This is a genomic window from Paenibacillus sp. EC2-1 (assembly GCF_049311625.1).
Lineage (GTDB): Bacteria > Bacillota > Bacilli > Paenibacillales > Paenibacillaceae > Paenibacillus_AQ.
The window spans coordinates 2,168,182-2,191,818 of record NZ_CP186006.1 but is presented as its reverse complement, the minus strand read 5'-3'; the positions used below and the strand labels follow the sequence as shown (position 1 = coordinate 2,191,818).

At 43.5% G+C, this 23,637-nt stretch carries 26 protein-coding genes and 1 other annotated feature; of the genes, 8 read left to right on the top strand and 18 right to left on the bottom strand.

The genetic code is table 11. The features are described 5' to 3' along the window. Window positions 1-105 precede the first annotated feature (105 nt). Window positions 106-1,041: a LysR family transcriptional regulator gene (locus ACK8P5_RS10415; RefSeq protein WP_422660866.1), complete on the top strand. Its 936-nt coding sequence runs from the start codon at window positions 106-108 to the stop codon at window positions 1,039-1,041. Between the two features lie 63 nt (window positions 1,042-1,104). Here ACK8P5_RS10415 and ACK8P5_RS10410 read toward each other — a convergent pair whose 3' ends face one another. Both ACK8P5_RS10410 and ACK8P5_RS10405 read right to left on the bottom strand, forming a co-directional pair. Then, window positions 1,105-1,293, bottom strand: a complete 189-nt coding sequence (locus tag ACK8P5_RS10410) for a hypothetical protein (RefSeq protein WP_422660865.1) — start codon at window positions 1,291-1,293, stop codon at window positions 1,105-1,107. Window positions 1,294-1,365: 72 nt separating this feature from the next. Continuing rightward, the gene (locus tag ACK8P5_RS10405; protein ID WP_422660864.1) at window positions 1,366-2,160 is read right to left on the bottom strand and encodes a carbon-nitrogen family hydrolase; all 795 of its coding nucleotides are present in this window, start codon (window positions 2,158-2,160) and stop codon (window positions 1,366-1,368) included. A 240-nt stretch (window positions 2,161-2,400) separates the two neighbouring features. Between ACK8P5_RS10405 and ACK8P5_RS10400 the strand changes: the two genes are divergently transcribed. From ACK8P5_RS10400 to mtnB, 7 genes are all read left to right on the top strand, one after another. Beyond that, the gene (locus ACK8P5_RS10400; RefSeq protein ID WP_422660863.1) at window positions 2,401-3,594 is read left to right on the top strand and encodes a pyridoxal phosphate-dependent aminotransferase; all 1,194 of its coding nucleotides are present in this window, start codon (window positions 2,401-2,403) and stop codon (window positions 3,592-3,594) included. A 59-nt stretch (window positions 3,595-3,653) separates the two neighbouring features. After that, window positions 3,654-3,870, top strand: a binding site (T-box leader). Window positions 3,871-3,932: 62 nt separating this feature from the next. Continuing rightward, window positions 3,933-5,036: a glutamate 5-kinase gene (gene proB / locus ACK8P5_RS10395; protein WP_422660862.1), complete on the top strand. Its 1,104-nt coding sequence runs from the start codon at window positions 3,933-3,935 to the stop codon at window positions 5,034-5,036. Between the two features lie 22 nt (window positions 5,037-5,058). Then, window positions 5,059-6,306, top strand: coding sequence for a glutamate-5-semialdehyde dehydrogenase (locus tag ACK8P5_RS10390; RefSeq protein ID WP_422660861.1), 1,248 nt, complete (start codon window positions 5,059-5,061; stop codon window positions 6,304-6,306). A gap of 22 nt (window positions 6,307-6,328) precedes the next feature. Further along, window positions 6,329-7,198 carry a pyrroline-5-carboxylate reductase gene (gene proC, locus ACK8P5_RS10385; protein ID WP_422660860.1) on the top strand — a complete coding sequence of 290 codons (870 nt, stop codon included), beginning with the start codon at window positions 6,329-6,331 and terminating at the stop codon, window positions 7,196-7,198. Then, complete coding sequence (locus tag ACK8P5_RS10380; RefSeq protein ID WP_422660859.1) at window positions 7,195-8,409, top strand: 2,3-diketo-5-methylthiopentyl-1-phosphate enolase; 1,215 nt, start codon at window positions 7,195-7,197, stop codon at window positions 8,407-8,409. Before proC ends, ACK8P5_RS10380 begins: the two co-directional genes overlap by 4 nt. Window positions 8,410-8,411: 2 nt before the next feature. After that, a complete protein-coding gene (locus ACK8P5_RS10375) occupies window positions 8,412-9,089 on the top strand; it encodes a 2-hydroxy-3-keto-5-methylthiopentenyl-1-phosphate phosphatase (RefSeq protein ID WP_422660858.1) in 678 nt (225 codons plus the stop codon). Continuing rightward, window positions 9,090-9,746: a methylthioribulose 1-phosphate dehydratase gene (mtnB, locus tag ACK8P5_RS10370; protein WP_422660857.1), complete on the top strand. Its 657-nt coding sequence runs from the start codon at window positions 9,090-9,092 to the stop codon at window positions 9,744-9,746. A gap of 99 nt (window positions 9,747-9,845) precedes the next feature. Here mtnB and ACK8P5_RS10365 read toward each other — a convergent pair whose 3' ends face one another. From ACK8P5_RS10365 to ACK8P5_RS10290, 16 genes are all read right to left on the bottom strand, one after another. Next, the gene (locus ACK8P5_RS10365) at window positions 9,846-10,550 is read right to left on the bottom strand and encodes a hypothetical protein (protein ID WP_422660856.1); all 705 of its coding nucleotides are present in this window, start codon (window positions 10,548-10,550) and stop codon (window positions 9,846-9,848) included. After that, window positions 10,537-11,643 carry a hypothetical protein gene (locus ACK8P5_RS10360; protein WP_422660855.1) on the bottom strand — a complete coding sequence of 369 codons (1,107 nt, stop codon included), beginning with the start codon at window positions 11,641-11,643 and terminating at the stop codon, window positions 10,537-10,539. Before ACK8P5_RS10360 ends, ACK8P5_RS10365 begins: the two co-directional genes overlap by 14 nt. A gap of 30 nt (window positions 11,644-11,673) precedes the next feature. Beyond that, complete coding sequence (locus ACK8P5_RS10355; RefSeq protein WP_422660854.1) at window positions 11,674-12,132, bottom strand: hypothetical protein; 459 nt, start codon at window positions 12,130-12,132, stop codon at window positions 11,674-11,676. Next, complete coding sequence (locus tag ACK8P5_RS10350; protein ID WP_422660853.1) at window positions 12,129-12,767, bottom strand: RNA polymerase sigma factor; 639 nt, start codon at window positions 12,765-12,767, stop codon at window positions 12,129-12,131. The genes ACK8P5_RS10355 and ACK8P5_RS10350 overlap by 4 nt, the downstream gene beginning before the upstream one ends. Before the next feature lie 27 nt (window positions 12,768-12,794). Next, a complete protein-coding gene (locus ACK8P5_RS10345; RefSeq protein ID WP_422660852.1) occupies window positions 12,795-13,040 on the bottom strand; it encodes a hypothetical protein in 246 nt (81 codons plus the stop codon). 138 nt (window positions 13,041-13,178) lie between these two features. After that, the gene (gene cysK / locus ACK8P5_RS10340; RefSeq protein ID WP_422660851.1) at window positions 13,179-14,114 is read right to left on the bottom strand and encodes a cysteine synthase A; all 936 of its coding nucleotides are present in this window, start codon (window positions 14,112-14,114) and stop codon (window positions 13,179-13,181) included. A 198-nt stretch (window positions 14,115-14,312) separates the two neighbouring features. Further along, the gene (locus ACK8P5_RS10335) at window positions 14,313-14,783 is read right to left on the bottom strand and encodes a DinB family protein (RefSeq protein WP_422660850.1); all 471 of its coding nucleotides are present in this window, start codon (window positions 14,781-14,783) and stop codon (window positions 14,313-14,315) included. 25 nt (window positions 14,784-14,808) lie between these two features. Continuing rightward, on the bottom strand, window positions 14,809-15,465 hold the full coding sequence (locus ACK8P5_RS10330) for an HAD family hydrolase (protein ID WP_422660849.1): 657 nt from the start codon (window positions 15,463-15,465) through the stop codon (window positions 14,809-14,811). Between the two features lie 206 nt (window positions 15,466-15,671). Continuing rightward, window positions 15,672-16,247 (bottom strand): PepSY domain-containing protein, encoded by a 576-nt coding sequence (locus ACK8P5_RS10325; protein WP_422660848.1) that lies wholly within the window; start codon window positions 16,245-16,247, stop codon window positions 15,672-15,674. Between the two features lie 169 nt (window positions 16,248-16,416). Next, on the bottom strand, window positions 16,417-17,169 hold the full coding sequence (locus ACK8P5_RS10320) for a PepSY domain-containing protein (RefSeq protein WP_422660847.1): 753 nt from the start codon (window positions 17,167-17,169) through the stop codon (window positions 16,417-16,419). Between the two features lie 39 nt (window positions 17,170-17,208). Further along, window positions 17,209-18,561, bottom strand: coding sequence for a sensor histidine kinase (locus tag ACK8P5_RS10315; RefSeq protein WP_422660846.1), 1,353 nt, complete (start codon window positions 18,559-18,561; stop codon window positions 17,209-17,211). Between the two features lie 20 nt (window positions 18,562-18,581). Next, entirely contained in the window at window positions 18,582-19,295 is a 714-nt protein-coding gene (locus tag ACK8P5_RS10310) for a response regulator transcription factor (RefSeq protein WP_422660845.1), read from the bottom strand. Between the two features lie 115 nt (window positions 19,296-19,410). Beyond that, window positions 19,411-20,151 carry a DnaD domain-containing protein gene (locus ACK8P5_RS10305; protein ID WP_422660844.1) on the bottom strand — a complete coding sequence of 247 codons (741 nt, stop codon included), beginning with the start codon at window positions 20,149-20,151 and terminating at the stop codon, window positions 19,411-19,413. Between the two features lie 15 nt (window positions 20,152-20,166). After that, the gene (gene asnS / locus ACK8P5_RS10300) at window positions 20,167-21,462 is read right to left on the bottom strand and encodes an asparagine--tRNA ligase (RefSeq protein ID WP_422660843.1); all 1,296 of its coding nucleotides are present in this window, start codon (window positions 21,460-21,462) and stop codon (window positions 20,167-20,169) included. Between the two features lie 31 nt (window positions 21,463-21,493). Continuing rightward, window positions 21,494-22,699: an acetate/propionate family kinase gene (locus ACK8P5_RS10295; protein ID WP_422660842.1), complete on the bottom strand. Its 1,206-nt coding sequence runs from the start codon at window positions 22,697-22,699 to the stop codon at window positions 21,494-21,496. After that, window positions 22,696-23,568: a 3-hydroxyacyl-CoA dehydrogenase family protein gene (locus tag ACK8P5_RS10290; protein ID WP_422660841.1), complete on the bottom strand. Its 873-nt coding sequence runs from the start codon at window positions 23,566-23,568 to the stop codon at window positions 22,696-22,698. Before ACK8P5_RS10290 ends, ACK8P5_RS10295 begins: the two co-directional genes overlap by 4 nt. Window positions 23,569-23,637 lie beyond the last annotated feature (69 nt).

Below are 23,637 nucleotides of genomic sequence, written 5' to 3'. Positions count from 1 at the left end.
GTTCCAGATCAATATATTCGATATCTCTTTTTTCTTTCAAATAAATACCAAAGCCTATATAATATAACTACAATAATAGGTTAAACCTATAACGGAGTGATTTGAATGGAATTCAGACAACTATTATACACACTGCAAATTGCCGCAGACAAAAATTTTTCACGCGCAGCAGAGAAGCTTCATATTGCCCAGCCTTCTCTCAGCCAGCAATTGTCCAAATTGGAAAAGGAGCTTGGTGTTCTACTATTTCAGCGTAATACGAGTACCGTTGAACTAACACATGCAGGAGCTAGCTTTGTTGAACATGCTCAAAAAATAATGGATGCCGTTGAACAGCTTCGTCAAGAAATGTCTGATATTTCTCAGTTACGAAAAGGCAAAGTGGTGGTCGGCAGTATGCCGATCACAGGGTCGCATCTGCTCCCAAGAGTTCTCCCGGCATTTAAACAGTCCTATCCGGATATTGAAATTACATTAATGGAAGACTCCTCAATAAACCTTGAGAAACTTACAGCTAGTGGTAAGGCAGATCTAAGTCTTCTATCCTTACCATTAACTGAACCTTCTTTATCGTATGTACCGGTAGGGGTAGAGACGATTGATTTAGCCGTACCGCCGGAGCATCCACTTGCACTTCGCGCACAGAAGTATCCTGATCAGTTAATCGACCTTGCGGAACTGAAGGATGAGGCTTTTATCCTACTGAAAAAAGGACAAGGTTTTCGCAAGCTTGCCTTCGATTTGTGCCGAGAAGCTGGATTTGAACCTAATGTCGTATTTGAGAGCAACAACATCGAAACAGTTCAATCCTTAGTTGCGACAGGCATGGGCGTTACGTTAGTTCCCCATTTCATCGCCCGAGCAAAGCGCAGTGAATTTATTCCTGTGTACTTAAAATTAGCCGAGCCTGTTCCAAGCCGTACACTTGTAATTGCCTATCGGAATGGCCGTTATTTATCCAAAGCTGCTGATGCCTTTATCGAAACCTTCAAGGAAATCATGAGTGTGCTTGCTTCTGAAGGAACCAACAGCAAACAGTGATCTATATTTATATAGAAATAAAGAGACTTATCCCTAGGGATAAGCCTCTTTAGCATCCTGCTATTATTTACGTAAATTATGCTTGTCAATCAAGCGATTCTGCTTATCTGCAACACGAGATGTCTCCTGAATCGCTTCATCATCCCCAGTCCCATGTCCGCCGCCAGTTACACCCTCAACAAAATTCCGGAATTGATCCTTTTGCTCTTCCATACTCTCTTGGTTGGTGCTCTTTTCATTGTTGTTGGTCATCATGCTAGACCTCCTTATAAGGGATTACCCATAGTATACCCGCTCGTCAGGAGATGAAACCAAACCGCTATATCATTTTAGTCCATACAAACTTGGTCTACGGTCTTCAAACACAGGAATCCGCTGACGTACCGAATCCGTAAGAGAACTGTCTAGATTTCCTGTAATAATGGCCTCCTCTTCTCCACCTTCTGCTACAATTTCTCCCCAAGGATCAATAATCATCGAATGTCCGAAGAACGAAGTCTCACCACTATCTCCAACACGATTACATGCAACAACATACATTTGGTTCTCTATAGCCCTAGCAATAAGAAGAGTTCTCCAGTGGTTCAATCTCGGGTGTGGCCACTCCGCTGGAACAAATAACACTTTCGCCCCTTCTAACGCAAGCGTTCTAGCGAGTTCTGGGAATCGGATATCGTAACATATCAATGCTCCTGCGATCAGACCCTCTTCAAGTTCAAACGTGACTGCCTCATCTCCGGCCTGAAGATGCTTCTCTTCATCCATGAGACGAAATAGATGCATTTTAGAATATTTCGCAACCTGTTCACCTTGTCGATTGAATATGTACATGGTGTTATAGATTTGTTCATCCATTTTTTCAGCAATAGATCCACCAATGATCTGGACACGATGCTTCCGAGCAAACGAGCTTAAATTCTCTCTTGTTTCTCGTCCTTCCTTGTCTGCAATCTCTTGAATTCGATCAAGCGCGTAACCTGTATTCCACATTTCCGGAAGAACTAGAATATCAGGTTTCGGATCAGCTTCCATAGCTTTCTCCATATGATCAAAGATCCGTTTTTGATTCGCTGCGGGATCTCCTACTTCAATATAAGACTGAATAAGTGCAATGTTCATGGTATCTTAACCCCTTTCACCTGTATGTTAGAACTTTAAGCACTGGAATTGCTTATCCTTACGTTCTGTTTTATTACGAATTGTAGTCATCATAGCCTCACAAGCTAGTAATTTCAATATTAAAAGCGGAAATCTCTCTATACAGCTCGGATAAATCGTGTTAAATTATTTCTTAAATTCTAAAGGATTGATCATACATTCATCCTATGGATTTACATTTAGAACCGGAGTGATACATATATGTCTAATATGAAGGAACCTTTTACAATACAGCCCGCTTCCATCATGGCTACACTACCGACCCAATTTTTCGCAACGCTGGTTGCTAAAGTGAATGCGCAGGTTGCCCAGGGCCATGACGTTATCAATCTAGGCCAAGGCAATCCTGACCAACCGACTCCTTCACATATCGTCTCTAAATTGAAGGAATCATCAGAAAACCCTCTCTATCATAAATACTCACCGTTTACAGGACACTCATTCCTTAAAGAGGCTATGGCTCAACGGTACAAGGAAGATTACAACGTTGAACTGGATCCGGAAACGGAGATAGCCATCTTATTTGGTGGAAAAACAGGTCTGGTACAGCTTCCCCAAATCCTGCTTAATCCTGGAGATCTATGTCTCGTTCCAGATCCCGGATATCCGGATTACTGGTCAGGGGTAGCACTTGCTCGTGCTGAGATGAGTTTTATGCCGCTACGTGCAGAGAATGCTTTTTTACCGGATTTCAGTGCTATCTCTTCATCAGATCGGGAAAAAGCGAAACTCATGTTCCTAAATTATCCGAATAATCCAACTTCAGCAACGGCTCCGCTCTCTTTCTATGAAGAAACGGTTGCATTCGCTCAAAAGCACGGCATCGTGGTCGCAAGTGATTTCGCTTATGGTGCTATCGGCTTTGACGGACAGCGTCCTATTAGTTTTCTGCAGACGCCTGGCGCTAAAGAGGTCGGATTGGAGTTCTATACTTTATCCAAAACCTATAATATGGCTGGATGGAGAGTCGGATTTGCACTTGGAAATCCCAAATTAATTTCACTGATTAACCAGCTCCAAGATCATATTTATGTAAGTCTGTTCGGTGGGATTCAAGCTGCAGCTGCTGAAGCATTGACAGCTCCCCAGACTTGTGTTGAAGATCTTGTTCGTCAATATCAATCCAGACGCGATGCATTTTTTGATGCTATCTCTAACATTGGTTGGAATGCACCGAAACCTGCAGGATCTTTCTTCAGCTGGCTTCCGGTTCCTGAAGGGTTTACTTCGGTCTCCTTCTCAGACCTGTTGCTTGAAAAAGCTCATGTTGCCGTCGCTCCTGGTGTAGGCTTCGGAACCCATGGTGAGGGATATGTAAGAATTGGGCTGCTCAGCAGCGAGGATCGACTGCGTGAAGCGGCAGAACGCATCGGAAAGCTCGGGTTGTTCCGGTAGGGTTTTCTTTGAAATCAAGCTTTTCTTGTGTTATTCTTTCAAGTAGTAGAATACGATAACTAAACGTGATGACGGGACCAGTACGAAAGATAAATGCACGATAAGAGAGCAGATTCCGAAGGCTGAGAGAATCTGCCGTAGCTTCCTTTCCGAATCCTACCCCCGAGCGGCCTTGCCTTAACAGGCAGGACAGTCCCTTCTGTTACAAGGTCAAAGCCGGATGAGAAACTCATCAATAAAGGTGGTACCGCGGAAGTTATAACTTTCGTCCTTTACTTATTAAGGACGAAAGTTTTTTTATTTTCTAACCCTAACATTATACAGAGGAAGTGATAGCGATGCCTTCACGCATCGTCGTAAAGATTGGAAGTAGCTCCTTGACTACGGACGAGGGAGAACTAAACCTAGAAGCCATCGATTTTTATGCGGGTGAGCTTGCCGCTCTCCGTGAAGAAGGACATGAAGTACTTCTTGTTACTTCAGGCGCTGTGGCTGCTGGGTTCCGAAAGATCGGCTACAATATTCGCCCACGTCTACTACATGAGAAACAAGCAGCAGCAGCGGTAGGCCAAGCTTTACTCATGCGTTCATATCAAAACGCCTTTGCAGCACGAAACCTCATTGCAGGACAAATCTTACTGACTAGGACCGATTTCGCCAATCGCAAACGAATGAACAATGCCAGCATGACGATTGATGAACTACTGAAACAAGGGGTTGTCCCCATTATCAATGAGAATGATACCGTTTCTATCGATGAACTTAAATTCGGAGACAATGATACATTATCAGCCTTGGTTGCGAACCTTGTAAGGGCACGTCAACTCATTATTCTGACAGATACCGATGGACTATATACAGCTGATCCACGGAAAGCTCCAAATGCTGTGCGTTTTGAAGAGGTTCAAGAGATTACGGATGAGATATACGCACTCGCAGGAGGAGCTGGTTCAAGTGTCGGAACTGGCGGCATGAGGTCCAAAATAGACGCAGCAAAAATCGCAACACGTGGTGGAGTCCCCGTATTTATTGGTAAGGCTAACGAGCCAGGAGATCTGAAAAACACATTGTCATCTCATGGAAAAGGCACCTATTTCGCCACACATTTATCCTCTCTTCCCATGAAGAAACAGTGGCTTGGATTTATGTCATCACCGATAGGACGGATTGTCGTTGATGATGGTGCTCAAGATGCTTTGCTACATGGGGGGCACAGTCTCCTTCCTGTTGGTGTAAAGCGTGTAGAAGGTAGTTTTCACGCGGGTGATGTAGTTGAAGTTATCAATAGCTGCAATGAAAGGCTTGGACGGGGTATCGTCAATTATGATGACGATCAACTTGAGACCATTATCGGTCTACCAAGTGGAGAAGTTATTAGCACGATCGGAGAAGTTCATCGTCTTGAAGTCATCCACCGTGATGAATGGATAACATTGAAATAGAATTTTGAAGGAGGAATAAATGATGAGTGAAGTAAGAAGTAAGGCAGGACTAGCCAAGAATGTAACTTCCATATTGAACAAGCTGAACACAACTCAGAAAAACGAAGCGCTCTTAGCCATGGCAGATGCACTTGTTCACCGCTCAGCTGATATTATTGAAGCCAATGCCGAAGATCTAAAGCGTGGAAAAGAATTAGGTACCTCCCCCTCCCTGTTGGATCGCCTAGCATTGAATGAATCGCGGATTGAAGCCATTGCAGAAGGTCTTCGTCAAATTGTTCAGCTACCTGATCCAGTCGGAGATACACTTGAAGTTATAGAACGTCCGAATGGACTGCACATTCGTAAGACTCGCGTTCCACTCGGTGTCATCGGTATCATTTATGAAGCACGTCCCAATGTGACAGTTGATGCAGCTGGCCTGTGTCTCAAGACCGGAAATGCTGTCGTACTGCGCGGCGGATCTTCCGCTCTCTCCTCTAACAAGAAGATTGTTGAGGTACTGCATGAGGCCATGGCACAATCCGCTATGCCTAAAGATGCTTTACAATTGATTGAGGACCCAAATCGCTCTTCCGTTGATGAAATGTTGAAGCTTAACGGTCTCCTAGATGTGATTATCCCACGAGGCGGAAGCTCTCTCATCCAAAATGTTGTTATGAATGCGACAGTACCCGTTATTGAGACAGGAGCTGGTATCTGTCATACATTTATCGATGCTTCTGCAATACCTGATATGGCAGAGGCCATTAGCTTAAATGCGAAAGTACAGCGTCCCTCCGTATGCAATTCGATGGAAACACTTCTTGTTCACCAAAATTTTGCTGAAGCACACTTATCAGCTATTGCACAAAAGTTCCGTGACTCGAATGTTGAACTCCGTGGTTGTGTAGAAACGTTGAGACTAGTGCCTTGGGCAACACAGTCCTCGTCAACGGATTATGCTACCGAGTATAATGATTATGTGCTCAACATCAAGGTGGTAAACAGTCTAGAAGACGCGATGGATCACATAGCTTCATATGGTACTAAACATTCCGAATGCATTGTGACCGAATCACAAGACAATGCAGAGCGATTCCTGCAAGAAGTAGACGCTGCAGCCGTGTATCATAATGCATCCACCCGCTTTACAGACGGTTTCGAATTCGGCTTCGGTGCTGAAATCGGAATTAGCACGCAAAAGCTTCATGCCCGTGGCCCAATGGGATTACCATCTCTCACGTCCACCAAATATGTCATTCATGGCAACGGTCAAATCCGTCAATAGAATCAAGAAGGAGGAACAACTCATGTGCCAATCTCCCCAGAATCGGCCTTTGATTGAAAAGGCAATCACCTTCTATGGTGCAGGTTCCATGGCTGAAGCCATTGTACGCGGTTTATCTAGCCGTTCAGTCATGCGTCCTGAAGATATTACAATGCTGAATAGAAGCAACACCAAGCGTCTGCAAGAACTACAGGATCGCTATGCTGTGAAAGTAAGCAATGACGCTCAGGAAAAACTAGAGATTTTAAAAACATCTCCCATCATCGTACTTGCAATAAAGCCAAAGGATGCGGCAAAAGTATTAAAAGAGCTCGGACCGATTCTATCAGATGATCAATTGTTGGTGTCCGTTATTGCAGGCCTTTCCATTGAGACGACTCAAAATCTGCTTGGTAAAAAGCAGCCTATTGCACGAACCATGCCGAACACTTCAAGTTCCATCGGGCTTGGATCAACTGGTATTTCCTTCTCCAAAGAAATCGATTCAGAAATGCGTCAACTTGTGATGACCTTGTTCGAAGCAGTCGGAGATGTGACCATCATCGAGGAAGATAAGATGGATATTCTGACAGGCATTTCCGGAAGTGGACCCGCTTATTTCTATTATCTGATGGAGGCAATGACTGCCGCAGGTATTCGGGGTGGTCTCACAGCTGATCAGAGCAGGGAACTTACCCTACAGACGATTATGGGTGCTGCTCGTATGGTTCAAGTAACCGGCGAACACCCTTCAGCTTTGCGTGCTAAAATCACGTCACCTAACGGCTCAACACAAGCCGCACTAGAAAGATTGGATCAAGGCGATTTTTTCGAAACCGTTATTGCCGCAGTAAATCGTTGTGCCGAGCGCTCTCGTGAAATGGGCGCAGTGCTGAAAGGACAAACCTCATGAGCAGATGTATAGCAACTTACCGTATCCACGATGACCATGCTGATTTCCGTAAGAAAGCTGAATCCATCGCTGTTGGTATGACCGTTGGTAGCTGGACTGAACTTCCGCAAGCCAAGAAAGAATCACTTCAGCAACATCTTGGCGAAGTTTATGCCGTTGAAATTCACGAATCACCTGATAACGAGCCTGGAGGCAGATATGCAGATGTTCGAATAGCATATCCCGACATTAATTTCAGTCGTGATATTCCTGCGCTCCTCGTTACAATATTCGGAAAAATTTCAATGGATGGACGAATCAAACTCATTTCTCTGGACCTATCTCCTGAGTTTCTGTCTGCCTTCCCTGGCCCGAAATTCGGTATTGAAGGTATTCGGCAACAACTGGGTGTATTTGATCGACCTTTGCTTATGAGTATTTTCAAATCCGTTATTGGCCTTAATGCAGGTGAGCTTAGAGAACAGTTTGTGAGACAAGCTCGGGGTGGGGTTGATCTAATCAAGGACGATGAGATCCTATTCGAGAATGAACTGACACCGATTGCGACTCGTGTGAAGCTATGTATGCAAGCTGCTGCTGAAGTCGAGCAGGAAACCGGCAAAAAGCTTCTATACGCAGCCAACTTAACTGGACGCACTTCTGGTCTGAAAGATCAAGCTCTGCGGGCAATAGATGCTGGGGCGAATGCACTGCTCTTTAACGTCTTGTCATATGGTTACGATGTGTTGCAGGAGCTTAGCTCCGATCCAGAGATTAACATCCCTATCGCGGCACACCCTGCTCTTGCAGGCGCTTTGTACCCATCACCACATTACGGAATAGCTGCACCTGTCCTGCTTGGTCAACTAATGCGCCTTGCTGGAGCAGATCTCGTTCTGTTCCCTTCTCCTTACGGATCTGTAACGATGCCGCGGGAAGAGAATCTTGCCATTCGAGATGAGCTTCATAAAGCTGATCTAGGCGTGAAACGCAGTATGCCAGTGCCTTCTGCTGGCATTCATCCAGGTCTTGTTCCAAGAATCGTAAGTGACTTTGGACTTGATGTCGTAGTAAATGCAGGTGGAGGTATTCACGGTCATCCGATGGGAACCGAAGCTGGAGGCCGCGCTTTTGTACAAGCTATTCAGGCAACGATGGAAAGAACATCCCTAGCCGAGTATGCTGCTGAACATCCTGAGCTGAGAGCTGCTCTTGATATATGGGGAGGATAAGAATGACATCTAGAAAGACACCGATCATTTTTTGCGATTTTGATGGAACTATAACCGCGAATGACAACATCGTTGCCATCATGAAACATTTCAAACCAGAAGGTTATGAAACAGTCATGCAGGCAGTACTGGACCAAGATATTTCAATTCGTGAAGGCGTCGGGCGCATGTTCGCCTTGTTCCCTTCCTCTAGAAAAGATGAAATCGTATCGTATGCCCTGGAACAGGCTGTCATCCGGGATGGTTTCCGTGAATTTTTGGACTACTTAAATGCTAGCAAAATTCCGTTTTATGTAACAAGCGGTGGTATTGACTTCTTTGTTGAACCTTTGCTTCAACCTTTTGATATTCCTGCTGATCATATCTTCTGCAATGGTGCTGACTTTGAAGGTGAGAAGATCCAAATTACATGGCCTCACCCATGTCAGGAGCCTTGCAGCAATGACTGTGGTATGTGCAAGGTTACCGTAATGAGTAACTTCCCTGCTGGGGAATATACCCGAATATTAATCGGAGACAGTGTGACTGACTTTGAAGGTGCTAAAAAGGCCGATCTGGTCTATTCTAGATCAACCCTCACGGAGCGCTGTAAAGAGATTGGTGTTAACCATGTTCCTTTCGAGACGTTCCATGAAATCCTTGAAGATATGAAACTGAAAAAGAACCAGGGGGTGCTGTAAATGAGTTTTTCTGATATTCGGCTGGAACATAAACAAACAGCGCTAAGCGAACTTAAGGGTGTTAAAGAATTATTCGCGTCTCGTGGATGGTTCCCTGGCACAAGCGGTAATTTATCCGTTCGAGTTGGTGAGTTCACGCCAGAGCAGTTCCATTTTGCAATTACAGCAAGCGGCAAAGATAAATCTGTACATACACCAGAGGATTATCTCTTCGTAGATCAGGATGGCCGTCCTTGTGAAACAACAGGGCTGAAACCAAGTGCCGAAACATTAATCCACTGTGAGATTTACCGTAAGACTGGCTGTGGAGCAATATTTCACGTCCACACGATCGATAACAATCTGATCAGCGATTGGTACGGTGAACAAGGTTATGTTCCGGCTCAAGGCATTGAGCTTATCAAAGCCTTTAATATTTGGGAGGAAGATGCGGCAATCCGTATTCCAATTCTTCCAAATTATGCGGACATTCCAAGAATCGCAGAGCTTGTACCTGATGCACTTGATCCTACAGTTCCAGGCATCTTGCTTCGTAATCATGGTATTTATGCGTGGGGACAGAATGCATTTGAAGCGAAACGCCATTTGGAAGCTTTTGAATTCATTTTTGAATATACGTACCGTCGTTTGCTTCTTAATGCAGCTCAGTCTAAATAAAATGAATACTTTATAACAAACAAAAAAAATGTAAAACAAGCGGATTCAGCTTCGTTTTACATTTTTTTGTTATGTTACTTGCTTATTGGATCACTCTTCTTATCGTACTTCTCCGTTAGAATCACGTACAATGATTTTTAACGATGATGGAGCTGACACCGTCACATCAAGCCGATTCGACCCTCCATTCAATTTGTTGTATGGTGGATCTGATAAGTTTATATATAGTATATTCCCCGCTTGTTTCGTCTGGATCAGTTCGGACAAGGTTCCCTCTTCTTTCAGCAATTCAGCTTCCGATGTGTTTAAACTCCCGAATACAAGTAATTCATCTGAACTACTGTTATCTTTCTTCACGTTATAGATGTAGCTCCCCTGTACAATAACCTTTGTAACCCCTTGAGGTACATTCATTCGAATATCCGGTAGTTGGACAGTCTTATATACCGCTCCAGTCTCACGGCGAATATAGTCCATTACACCAGTAGAGCTAAGGGCAGCCATACCAATACAGCTAATGGTGAGAAGTCCGACGATAAACATGCTGAACACATCATATTTTACATACTCCCCTTTTCGGAAAAATAAGGTGTATCCCACAATTTCAACCCCAAGGAGTACAAACACGATCGGCCACCATTTCAGTGCATAATCGAACACTTCTATGCCTTTCCATTGACTGATTAATACTAACAATCCAAGCAGTAATAGTGAGATGCCCATGGAGAGCGTTCCCACTCTCCACTGTCGACCCGCCGTTTGTGGGACTTGTTCATAACCCGCTAGATGACTATTTTGATTCACGGTAATGTACCTCCTCTCGTTTACCTTTTTTAGATCCGGCCATTAGCTTGATCCCGCCGCCAATCAGTATAATAGATACAATCCCCGTTTTCAGGAAATTACGAATCTGGTAACTAATTTGGGCTTCCGGAAATATAGTTTCCAGATAAGGTAGAACGACACTTGTAAATACGAAGTAGACACCTAGTATGATTAAGCCTAATCCAAGCCACTTTTGATGATTCACAAAGCCTTCAATCACAGGTATATCACGAAGGGGTTCACGACCATAACGACCCACCTGCTGCAATCCGTCAAAGAAACAATAAAACCAGATCAGCGGAATGAGGAAAAAGAATAGGGTTAGTCTCAGTACATCCGTCACATATATGCTGCCTAGGAACAAGACCATCATTTGCAACCCACGTTTCTGAAGACCAAGATACATCTGACCTGCTCCCGGAAACGCTGAAAGGATTGTTGCGAACACTTTGCTACGGCGACCTTCCTCACGACTGGATTCCAGTTCGTCAAATAACGTACGATCCAGAATCATTTCACCAGCCTGCTTGCGGTGTACCAATTGGACCACATCGAACATACAATAGAGCCAGATAATTGGCAGCATGCCAAGAAACAGAAGGAATACAGACTCGTTAGTTAAACCTGCAAGAAACATAAGAATGGTCGCGAGTCCGAAAAATGAGATCAAGAAAGATAGACCACGCTGCATCAAACCTAATTGAAAATGTCCAAGTCCAGGAATAAAAGATAACAGAATGGTATAAAATCTCTCTGTATCTTCATTTTTATCCTGAGGGACTGAGATCGGACGTCCATACTCGTCGTGAATAATCATAGTCGGTGTATGTCTAATCAAAGCGATCAACAAATCGAGCATACTAACACCCCATATGAAAAGGGCACCCAGAAAACCAAGAATTAACGGACTATCATCGTGAGTCCCAATCGCTAGAACAAAAGCAGCCATCAAGATACCAAAAAACATCACAGGATATAGCAGAGCTCTTCCTCTTCTTCCCCAGTAATAGTGACCTAGCCCGGGAATAACATTCATAATAAATGCAAGCCCTTTATTGCGTTGCGGTTGCACAAAGCATCATCCTTTCATCCCTATCAAAAATTATCTTGGCAAGATCAGGTCAAGCCAATTCGTCGTCTTTTCCATTAATTGTTCACTATAAGATGGAGACTCGGATTGCTGAAGTCTATGTTTTGTATCCTCAGGAAACAGCCGGTCAAACGTGCCAGAGAACATGAAAACAAGTGTAATGGAAGCAGCAACGGTATAATGAAACAATGGTTTCTCATACCATTTCCTTGGTCTGTCGGACGAAAGTGGAATAACACGGGCACGGTAAGGGATCATTCCCTCATCCGCCAACACTCGATCTGTGAAATCATCGGGATCAGCCATATCAGGGAGTTCGCTTTCCATTTCTGACATAGCTTGAATATACATTTCGAGAGCAGCATCCTCTGACAGCATTAATGCTTCCCAAGAAGCTGCAGCTTCTGGCGAGCACTCTCCCTTTATATATCTTTCTGCTTGTAATCTCCAATCGGATGTCTCCTTGTTCATCTCCATTTCTCCTCCTTCCATGTTTTTCGAATCCATTGTCTAGCTCTGTAGAGCTTTGATTCAACCGTTTTAACAGTCACGCCAAGCTCACAGGCAATTTGCTCGTAATTTTTTTCTTCTAAGTAAAAAGCTGTTATCACTTCACGATGATTATCCGGTAAACTCAGCACTTTTTGCCTCAGCTCATGTTTCTTTTCCTTATGAATCAATAAGTTAAGAGTATCCTCATCCTGGGAAGGAATCCGTTCAAGCTCTTCTTCGCGTTCTCCTTGTTGTTCAGGGGTACGCCTTACTATTTTTCGTTTCAAATCTATCGATTTATTTAGTGTAATACGAGTTATCCATGTTTTAAATCCTTCAGAACGGTACTGGGGGAGAGCTTTAAATACTTGGATAAATACTTCCTGGGATGCATCTTCTGCTTCCTTAACATCCCGAAGTACCGAATACGCTGTATGAAACACATGTTTACTGTACATATTTACAAGCTCTCGAAAAGCGCCCTGATCGCCCTGCAAGATGCGTGTGATTAATCGTTCTGTTTCAATGACTCTCCCCTCCTTCCCGTTAATAATAGACGTCTGACATTTATCTAAACCCTGCACTTTTATAAAAAAATAAAAAAAGAACGTCATTCGACGTTCTTCATTATACTATCAACCTCAATATTCTTCATCGACGCTAGGGTCATTTCCTGATTTACCCCATACTTTACGGATGGTGAAGTCTCCAGCCATAGCAGATATCGGTACGATAACTAATACATACACAACAATGGACAACACATCTGTTAATGGAGGGTTCCAAGGCACCCATTGTTCCCATAACCAACTATATGCCAAATAGAAGATGCACAGATAAATAACGGTTACGATTGCAAATATCAGTTTTTCTTTACGACTCCCCATAAATATCCTCCTTGATTGTGAAATGTCCTGATGATTAGAAGGCACTGTAAAGCATAACATAAATATAAACACAAAGAACAGCTCCGTAATCGTCGCTGTTCTTTGTGTTCTATTCGTATATAAAGTTAATTAGAGAATTTACATTTCTTCATAAAGATTCGTAGATAGGTACCGCTCGCCACTATCTGGCAACAGAACAACGATATTCTTGTCTTTGTTCTCTGGCTTACTCGCGAGCTCTTTCGCTGCAAAAGCTGCTGCACCCGACGAAATCCCAACGAGCAGGCCTTCAACTTTCGCAAGTTCTCTAGCTGTCTCAATGGCATCTTGATTACTGATCGTTATAATCTCATCAACAAATTCTCTATTAAAGTTGCCTGGAACAAAGCCAGCACCAATTCCTTGAATTTGATGGGCTCCACGCTTCCCACCAGACAGCACAGGAGAATCTGCCGGCTCTACAGCTACAATCTTAACACTAGCGTTCTTCACCTTAAGTACTTCACCTACACCTGAAATGGTGCCGCCCGTACCTACACCTGCTACGAATATATCCACTTCACCATTCGTGTCACGCCATATTTCCTCTGCTGTAGTCTTACGATGAATTGCTGGATTCGCCGGATTTTCGAACTGTTGGGTAAGGAACGCCCCTGGTGTCGAAGCTGCGATTTCCTCTGCGCGTTTGATCGCACCCGACATCCCTTCATTAGCAGGTGTCAACACAAGCTCAGCTCCGAGTGCAGCTAGCAGCTTTCTACGCTCCACACTGAAGCTCTCAGGTAGTGTAATGATAAGCTTGTACCCAAGCGCTGCAGCAGCAAATGCAAGTCCAACCCCCGTGTTTCCGCTTGTCGGTTCTACAATGATCGAGCCAGGTTTGAGTAGTCCCTTCTCCTCAGCATCTTTGATCATAGCGAATCCAATCCGGTCTTTTACACTTCCAGCCGGGTTAAAATATTCTAATTTAGCAATCACCTTACCTTGTAAGTGATGCTTCTGATTAAAGTTAGATAGTTCGAGTAACGGCGTATTTCCTATGAGTTCCGTTAAGTTTTTTGCGATTCCAGACATGGTGTTACCTCCAAGTAAATAGTTATCTCTAACCTTAACTTTAACATTCATAGCGATAAAAAACAAAAACCTGCCTAAGCAGGTTTCTTGTTCGATATCTAACTATGCAACTATTCAACCAGCATATGCTTATTCCCTGATCACATTTATGTTCCTGTCATTCAAATCTCACACTCTCTTCCGCATACTCCCTCCTTGTTAGATGCTCCTTCCAAGTCCCCGACCTATAAAATTAGCTGTCACTCTATCGATATCAAGCTCTTTCGCCCAGACCGATAACTGTCCCATATGGTGAATTTCATGAGCAATAACGTGGCGTAGAATCTCACCATACCGATAGGATTCTTCATCCCAAGGGACTTTCACGACTCTGAGTTCTCGATCATCCGTCAGTGTCCCCAAAATTTGCAGCAAATCTTTCCTATAGTCATCCGATAACCGCTGTATCGATTGGATGTTTAAGAAGTCTTCAAACAGAGGGGCTGGGTCATCATACCCTTCAATTCCTCGAATCCAGCTATACTCAACATCCACAATGTGAAACAGAGTCTTTATGATCGATCCGATTCCTCCACCTCGTTCCGCAGTAAGCTCTTCGATAGGCAAATCCTTCAGTACTTCAAACCACTCATCACGAACCTGCCAATTATATAGAAATAATGAATACATTATTGATCAACTCTTTCTATGTACTTCAAACCTCAATCATACTAAATGCCATTAGAAGATCCTTCACAGTTTGTGTATTATACGTCGGTTCAGCCGCAATTAACTCTTCTTCCGTTCCATATCCGAAGCCTACAGCTATGCTATGGATGTTATTGTTGTGTGCGCCGATCAAGTCATGCTTCCGATCACCAACCATAACCGTTTCCATAGGATTCAAATGATACTTATCGACGATGAACTTAATGATTTCTGTTTTATCCGAGCGAGTACCATCAAGCTCACTGCCACAGACGTATGTAAAATAGGAGTCTAATTCAAAGTGAGACAAAATGCTTAGAGCGAATACCTCAGGTTTCGAGGTAGCAACGAACAAGTCTCTTCCCTGTGACTTAAGAAGCTCAAGCAATTCTTTAATTCCTTCATACAATTCATTTTCATAAATTCCTTGTTCCTTGAAATATTCTCTATAATGTGTAACTGCATCCCATGCTTGCTCCGCTGTAAAGGAATAAGCCTCCATAAAGCTGTTTTGAAGAGGTGGACCTATGAAAAATTCCAGTTTACTTAAATCCGGTTCGATAATATTGAACTTAGCTAGAGCGTACTGAACCGATTTTGTAATTCCAACCTTGGGGTCTGTGAGTGTTCCGTCCAGATCAAATAGTACATTTTTATAGTTCATATCAGCGACAAACCACCTTCCAATTCATTGATTCAATCATAACCTAACACTTCCTCCCACTCTACAAGAAGTTACAGAAAAAAGATTGGACTCATATATATGAAAAAAAGCCCTAAGGCATCCTCTCAAAGTCATGAGAAGTTTCTTAAGGCACTTTTGTATCAATTCTTACATTAGCAGTAAGCGACTAGTTTCCTGAAATAATCTTATTCATCGTGATCATCGAAATCTTGATCGATGGACAGCACCTTACCTGTTACGGCATCGATATCCACATCAGCTTCACCATTCGACGTTCTAAGCTCGACTTCATAAATGTAGCGATTATCATCCGTATCAAGTTCCACTTTCACCACTTTACCACCGCTGACTTTCTTAGTAGCAATAGACGAAGCTTGGTCTGATGTAATCTTAACTGCTGCAGCAGAACTATTCAGATCATCACGGTCATCGTCGTCATCATCTTTCGCATCTTTATTCAGTACTGCAAGCACTTTACCTGTTATGGCATCAATATGGACATCCACTTCACCGTTATCTTGATCGATTTCAACTTCATAGTATACTTTATCTTGCTTACGTTCCAAGTCTATATCGTCCACATGGCCCTTAACTTCCTTTAAGGCAGCAGTTTTAGCCTGTTCCATTGTAATGTAACCTTGAGAAGCAGCCTTCGCTCCTAACGTATTTGAACTGCCGGTATTCCCACTAGCACCAACAACAGCTGTACCTCCAAGAAGCATCACAACACCTAAAGTACCGATCCACAATTTTTGTTTCATCATCTATTCCTCCTTCAGAATATGGCTCATTCATTGCCTACACATCTAGATTATCCAACTTGAATGAGAGGCCGGAAAGAGAAAGATTAGAATTTGATGAGAAACCTCAAAGAATGAGTCAGTCCCTCATAGAATCACCTTAGAACGAACGTACCAGCCAGATATAATATTATGAATCCTTATCGGATTCATCATCATCCCAAGTAACTGAACGAATCGCACCCGATATCGCATTAATTTCTACCGTTGCTTCACGACCATCCTCCAATTCAATATCAATCAGATAGTATGGAATGCCACTATCCGTGTCCCGAAGATCAACATCATCCACAACTCCAGGAATTTCAGTAAGAGCAATTTTTGACGCTTCCTCTTCATTCAGTAGTCTGGCTGACTTATCCTCATCATTCACTTGAGGAGATGGTTCTAAATTTTGAGTCATAAGTATTTTGCCCGTATATGGATCTACCATAATCTCTACAGACTCTCCATTCTCCTTCTTAATCACCGCTTGATACACAGGTTCCCCATCTCGACTAATGAGCTCTAACCGATCAATCTGACCTTCAGTACGAGCTTGCAAGGCTGCCTTCACTCGATCTCGACTCAGTAGTGCTTTTTGCTGTGTATCACCTGTCTTTTCAGTTTGGCGAATGGAATGAATGGTACCGGAGGCTGCGTCAAGACCTAGCTGATATAACCCGTTCTCCGAGCGAAGCGTAACCTGATATTGCCCATTTTCCAAAAAGATTTGTTCGATATCGCCTTCATATTGTCCTAATACGACCTGTTCTGCCTCTTCAGCCGTCAATTCTTTATCTTGAGTACTCCATGGTTGCCATAGCCATAGTAGGATAGCTATAGCTGCAGCTAATCCCAGCGCCCCAGCAAGCGGAATCCATCGTTTTTCTCGCTGCTTCATGCGCATCACCTCTCCATCCTATCTTATTCCTCAGTATAGCTAGCGAAGATTAGAATCTCCTGAGAAAGCGGAGAAAACAATAGATGCTGTCGTGCCCTCTCCGAAATTGCTATCCAGCTCGATCCGAACACCAAGCACTTGTGCAATATCTTTTGCTAGAGACAGACCGAGCCCTGAACCACCTGCAGTAAATTTCCTCGTTCGAGAAGGATCGATGCGGTAAAAGCGATCAAAAACCTTTTCAAGTTCTTCCTTCGGGATGCCAATCCCTGTGTCGGTAACTCGAATCCAATGTTCAGTTTGATTCCCACCAACTTGAACCGAAATTTGTCCCTCGCTGTATTTACGTGCATTATCGAGTAGAATAAACAAGAGTTGCTTGAGCTTACTCTCATCTGTTTCTAGCCATATTGGGAGGTCCCCAGTAAAAGAGATGTCACGATGGTATGCATTTTGAAAGGAACGTACGGATTCCAAAGCCGTCTGCGTAATATTCACTTGTTGAGCGTGTACACTCCACTGCTCAGGCTTCCTAGCTAACATTAGCAACTGCTCTGTCATTTCACGCATTCGAATGGATTCGGACAAAATCGCTTCAACAGCTTCATCAAATACCTCAGGTCGATCCTTTCCCCGTCGTTTTAGTAAACTCGCATAGCTTTCTATAATGGTTAACGGGGTTTTGAGCTCATGAGAAGCGTCTGAAACAAAGCGTTCCTGGCGCTCAAAGCTTGATTCAAGCATGTCGATCATCTGGTTAAAGGTCTCTCCCATTTCTGCAAGCTCGTCCTTCGAATCTGTTCCAAGTTTTAATCGCTTGAAATGTCCACTCCCTAGGATCTCTCTCATCGTTCTTATCATGGAAGTAATTGGATTCATCATCCGGTTTCCTAAAATCCGGCTTGAAACAATCGCGGGAATGAGTGCAATACATGTAACTATGATAAGTACCGTCCTAAGCACCCGAAGACGATTCTCTGTTTCATTCATACTTTCCATCACTTGTACATTGACCACATTACCATCAGGCCAGATCACAGGTACGGATACCCAAGCATAGCCCGTGCCCTCAACTCTGATACGCGCTACCCTACGATGCTCTTCGTACGTATATTTTAATTCACTTAATTCCTGCTCTTTCGATGTAATCACTGGAGAAGTGCTGGTTCCATCAGACCTTACAATTCTCAGCATTCCATCCAGTGGAGCGTAAGCTCGGAGCAAGTCATCCGGTGGAATGGTACTGGCCGACTGCTGTATTCCTTTTACAATCGATTCCGCCTCCGCCTCAGCACGTTTTAACTCATCACTTACTGACATGCGATCAAACAGAACATAAACTGCTATGTTCACAATGAATAATAAAACGGCAAACAAAACAGAGGAATACAAATAAATCTTACTCCTCAGTTTCATACTTGTTCCCTCAATACATAGCCGACTCCGCGTACGGTATGGATTAGCTCAGTAGCCCGTCCATGATCGACCTTCTTGCGAAGATATCGAATATATACGTCTACAACATTGGTGTCTCCATAATAGTCAAATCCCCATACTGCCTGTAATATTTGTTCACGGTGTAATACCTGTCGCTGGTGCTTGAGCAGAAATACTAACAAATCATATTCCCTTGGCGTCAACTCAATATGATCCCCACCTCGAATTACTTCGCGTGTACGTTCATTTAGCCTTAAATCTGCAATGTTTAACCAGGCCATTGACTCCATGCTTGATTCAGTCTCGGAGATACTTGTAGCTGTACTGCTTAAGCGTAATGCAGCCCGTATACGTGCCAGCAGTTCTTCGATTTGAAAGGGCTTTGTCACATAATCATTCGCCCCAAGATCAAGACCTGAAACTTTATCCTCAACGGAGTCTTTAGCCGTTAGCAGAATAACTGGAATCTGCGCATTATGCTGGCGAATTCGGCGCAATACTTCAATGCCGCTCATGTTAGGTAACATAATATCCAACAAGATTAGATTCCAGTTCTCTGATCTATATTTTTCTAGACCTTCCGTTCCACTGCTCGCTTTCCCTACTCGGTAACCTTCATATTCAAGTTCGATTTCGAGCAGTCTTGCAATTTTTTGTTCATCTTCGATAACCAGCACAGCTTCGTTCATCGAATATCTCCCCCGCTTTTACTATCTGCTTCATCAACTTATATTGTCTTATATTACCCAGTATACAATAAACCCAGCATCAAAAAAGCACGTCCATAAAGGACGTGCTTTCGATCTATCTACCTATATTTCGGAATTTCTGTGTGTACGCTTTAGCATCTTGGGCAGTACGAACACGGTTTCTGCTCCATTCAAGCAGTATGCGATCAATGTATCGGAAATGGACTTTCCCCGCAAACACTGCCTCTTTCAGAGCCAATAAGATAAGCTCATCCGGATAACGATCCTGATCCACCCAACCGGAGATCGTCTCAAGCTCCATTGGAGATAAAGGTCTGCCGAATTCTTTTTCGAAGATACTAAAAAGATTTCGCTCTTCTTGCTCTGAAACAGCCTTCGAAGGAGCTGGTACGTTAAACCGATTCATAGAATCCGTATGGACAACAGACTTAGCCGCCCTTACTGCTTCTTCCTCATTCTCTTTGGCGAGCAGATGACCGAGCTTTGCATATAACCCGCTAAGATTATATCGCTCGTACTGTATGCCTCTCTCTTCATCAACATGCTCGTCTATACCTAGAAATCCTTCTTTCATGAGCTTCTGCAAGGTCATAGCCAGCACTTCTGCACTAGCCCCTGTGACCTGCTGTAACTCCTCTAGAGAAGGAAAACCTTTGTGTTCCACCTGTTGAAATCCAAGCAGATGAATCATTAATATACACTCGCTGCTATTCATACCTAATATATGGTAATAACGAAGTAGTGCGTAAGGTATCACGGCCATACCCTGATTCATGCCCGCTGATGCACCGGCTGCCCAAGAGATAGACTCTCCAGCACCGTTAGCGTTATTCATCAATTCTCTCACCACTTACGGATACAACCGATACAGTGTACGAGGGAATGGAATCGTTTCGCGGACATGATCCAAACCACAAATCCAAGCTACAGTCCGCTCTAGTCCAAGACCGAATCCGGAGTGTGGAACCGTACCGTATTTACGGAGATCCATGTACCATTGGTATGAATCCATGGAAAGGTTGTGTTCCTTAAAGCGTTCTTCTAATAATTCAGGATCATCGATACGCTGGGAACCTCCGATAATTTCACCATAACCTTCAGGAGCGATCATATCAGCACACAACACTACTTCAGGACGGTTTGGATCTGGCTTCATGTAGAACGCTTTGAAGCTAGCTGGGTAATGTGTAATGAATACTGGCTTCTCGTATTTCTCAGCGATAGCCGTTTCATGAGGTGCCCCGAAATCTTCACCCCAAGAAATTTCATGACCTTCGGATTGTAAGAACTCGATTGCCTCATCATATGTGATTCGTGGGAATGGAGCTTGAATAGCTTCCAATTTCGAAATATCCCGTCCGATCGCTTCCAGTTCCTTGCGGCAGTTCTTCACAACAGATTGAACCACGTGACTAATGAACTGTTCTTGAACACAAAGACTTTCTTCATGATCTGTAAAAGCCATTTCCGGCTCAATCATCCAGAATTCAATCAGGTGACGACGAGTCTTGGATTTCTCAGCACGGAATGTTGGACCGAAGGAGTACACCTTACCAAGCGCCATCGCAGCTGCTTCCATGTATAGCTGACCACTTTGAGTCAAGTAAGCATCCTCTTCGAAGTATTTTGTATGGAAGAGGTTCGTTGTACCTTCCGCTGATGTTGGAGTCAGAATCGGAGGGTCAACAAGCGTGAATCCATTCATATCGAAGTATTCTTGAATTGCACGAACAATTTCCGCACGAATAACTAGAATCGCACGTTGCTTCTGTGTACGAAGCCATAGATGACGGTGATCCATCAGAAAATCTACACCATGCTCTTTTGGTGTAATTGGATAGTTTTCAGTAATATGAATGATCTCAATGCCGGTAACAGTCATTTCATATCCTGATTGACTACGAGGTTCTTCACGAATGATACCCGTAACATACAAAGAGCTCTCTTGTGTCAAGCTTTTAGCATCATCCCATACTTGTTCAGGAACTTCGCTTTTTACAACGACGCCCTGGATATACCCCGTTCCGTCACGAAGCTGAAGGAACTGAATTTTTCCGCTGGAACGTTTGTTGTTGATCCAGCCGCCGATCGTAACCGTCTCCCCGACGTGCTGGCTGACGTGACGAATCACACATTTGGTGGACATGCAATAATCTCTCCCTTTGAACTACTCTTTACTATTTTGAAGCTGTTACAATGCGGTGTGTATCCCGTGCGATGACCAATTCTTCATTTGTAGGGATAACAAGCACTTCCACTTTGGAATTCTTCGTGGAAATACGACGCGGTTCCCCTGAACGTACTTTGTTCAGCTCCTCATCAATTTCAACACCTAGATAAGTCAACTGTTCAAGCACTCTTTGGCGCAGAACTACGGAATTTTCACCCACACCTGCAGTGAATACAATGACATCCACTCCGTTTAAGGCTGCAGCATAAGACCCGATATATTTGCGTACACGATATTCGTACATGTCAAAGGCGAGGGTAGTATTCGGTTCACCTTTTTCCATACCTTCCGTAATTTCACGCATATCGCTACTGATTCCTGAAATGGCTAGCAAGCCACTGTGTTTATTCAGCATCGAGTTTACTTCGTTTACTGTCAGTTCTTCCTTGTTCATGACGTAAGGAACAATAGCGGGATCCAAGTCACCGCTGCGTGTACCCATCATAAGACCTTCAAGTGGAGTCATTCCCATGGAAGTATCAATGGATTTACCGCCCTTAACAGCGGTAAGTGAAGCACCGTTACCGATATGGCAAGTAATGATCTTCAATTCTTCAATCGGACGATTGAGGAATTCGGCTGCAGCTTTACTCACGTATTCATGGGACGTTCCGTGAGCACCATAACGACGGACTTTATATTTATTATAAAGAACTCTAGGAATAGCGTACAGATAAGATTTTTCAGGCATCGTTTGATGGAATGCTGTATCAAATACAACCACCTGAGGAACGCCTGGCATGTTCAATTCTGCCGCTTTGATACCTAGCATTGCTGCAGGATTATGCAGTGGAGCAAGGTCAAACAGACGACGAATCTCTGCTTTTACATCCCCATCAACGAGAGCTGACTCTTTAAAGGATTCACCACCATGAACAACGCGGTGACCTACAGCCTGAATTTCTTGTATGGATGAAATTACGCCATGCTCCTTATCCGTCAGCATTCCTAGCACTTTACGAATTGCAGTCGTATGTTCCAGAATTTCACTAACTTCAGTTACATCCTGCTTTCCAGTTGGTTTGTGCGTAAGAATTGAAGAATCCATCCCGATCCGCTCAACCAGACCTTTAGCCAATACGGATTCATCAGTCATGTTATACAATTGATATTTAAGGGAAGAACTCCCTGCGTTAATTACGAGAATATTCATATCCGGTCACCATCCTTGTCGTACTTAAAGAAGCCTTCTTCCGTCTTCACACCAAGATGACCAGCACGTACCATCTTTTTCAACACGGTAGATGGACGGAATTTAAGTTCACCGAATTCACGGAACATACGCTCAAGCGCAGCAAGTACAGAGTCAAGACCGAAGCGATCAGCCATTTCCAAAGGACCATATTGGAAGCTATAACCGATTCTCATCGCATCGTCAATATCTTCCGCAGAAGCTACACCTTCCTGCAAAAGATGAAGTGCTTCGTTAATTAACAAGCAAATCATTCTACTGGATACAAAACCTGGTGACTCATACACCATGATTCCTTTTTTATCAGCTACTTCTTCAACGAAACGTTTCGTTTCAGTAAACGTATGCTCTGAAGTTTTCAAGCCGCGAATAATTTCAACCAGATCCACTTTAGAAACGGGATGAATAAAGTGCAGACCAATAACACGCTCAGGATACATCGTAGAGCTTGCAAGCTCCGTGAGACTAAGCGAGGATGTGTTACTAGCTAATATGATGTTACTTGGGCATACTTGATCAAGCTGTGCAAATACTTGTTTCTTAGATTCTAAATCCTCAGTAATTGTCTCTATCACCATATCGCAGGCACTTAGTTCAGCAAAATGTGTTACTTTCTGAATACGTCCAAGAATTAACTTTTTCTCCGCTTGGGTAATGCCCCATTTCTCGAGCTGTTTGTCGAGGCTGGTCTCAATCATCCCATACGAATAGTCTAACTTTTCGGGGGTTTTCTCTACCAGCATAACATCAAGACCTTTGGCTGCCAGCATTTCTGCAATGCCTTGCCCCATAGTCCCTCCGCCAATAACGCCGATTTTTTTGAAGTACATGGTTTCTGTTCCACCCTTTCCTTATCTGTAAACAATATTGTACCCTTCTTTGTCGAATAATACATTTTA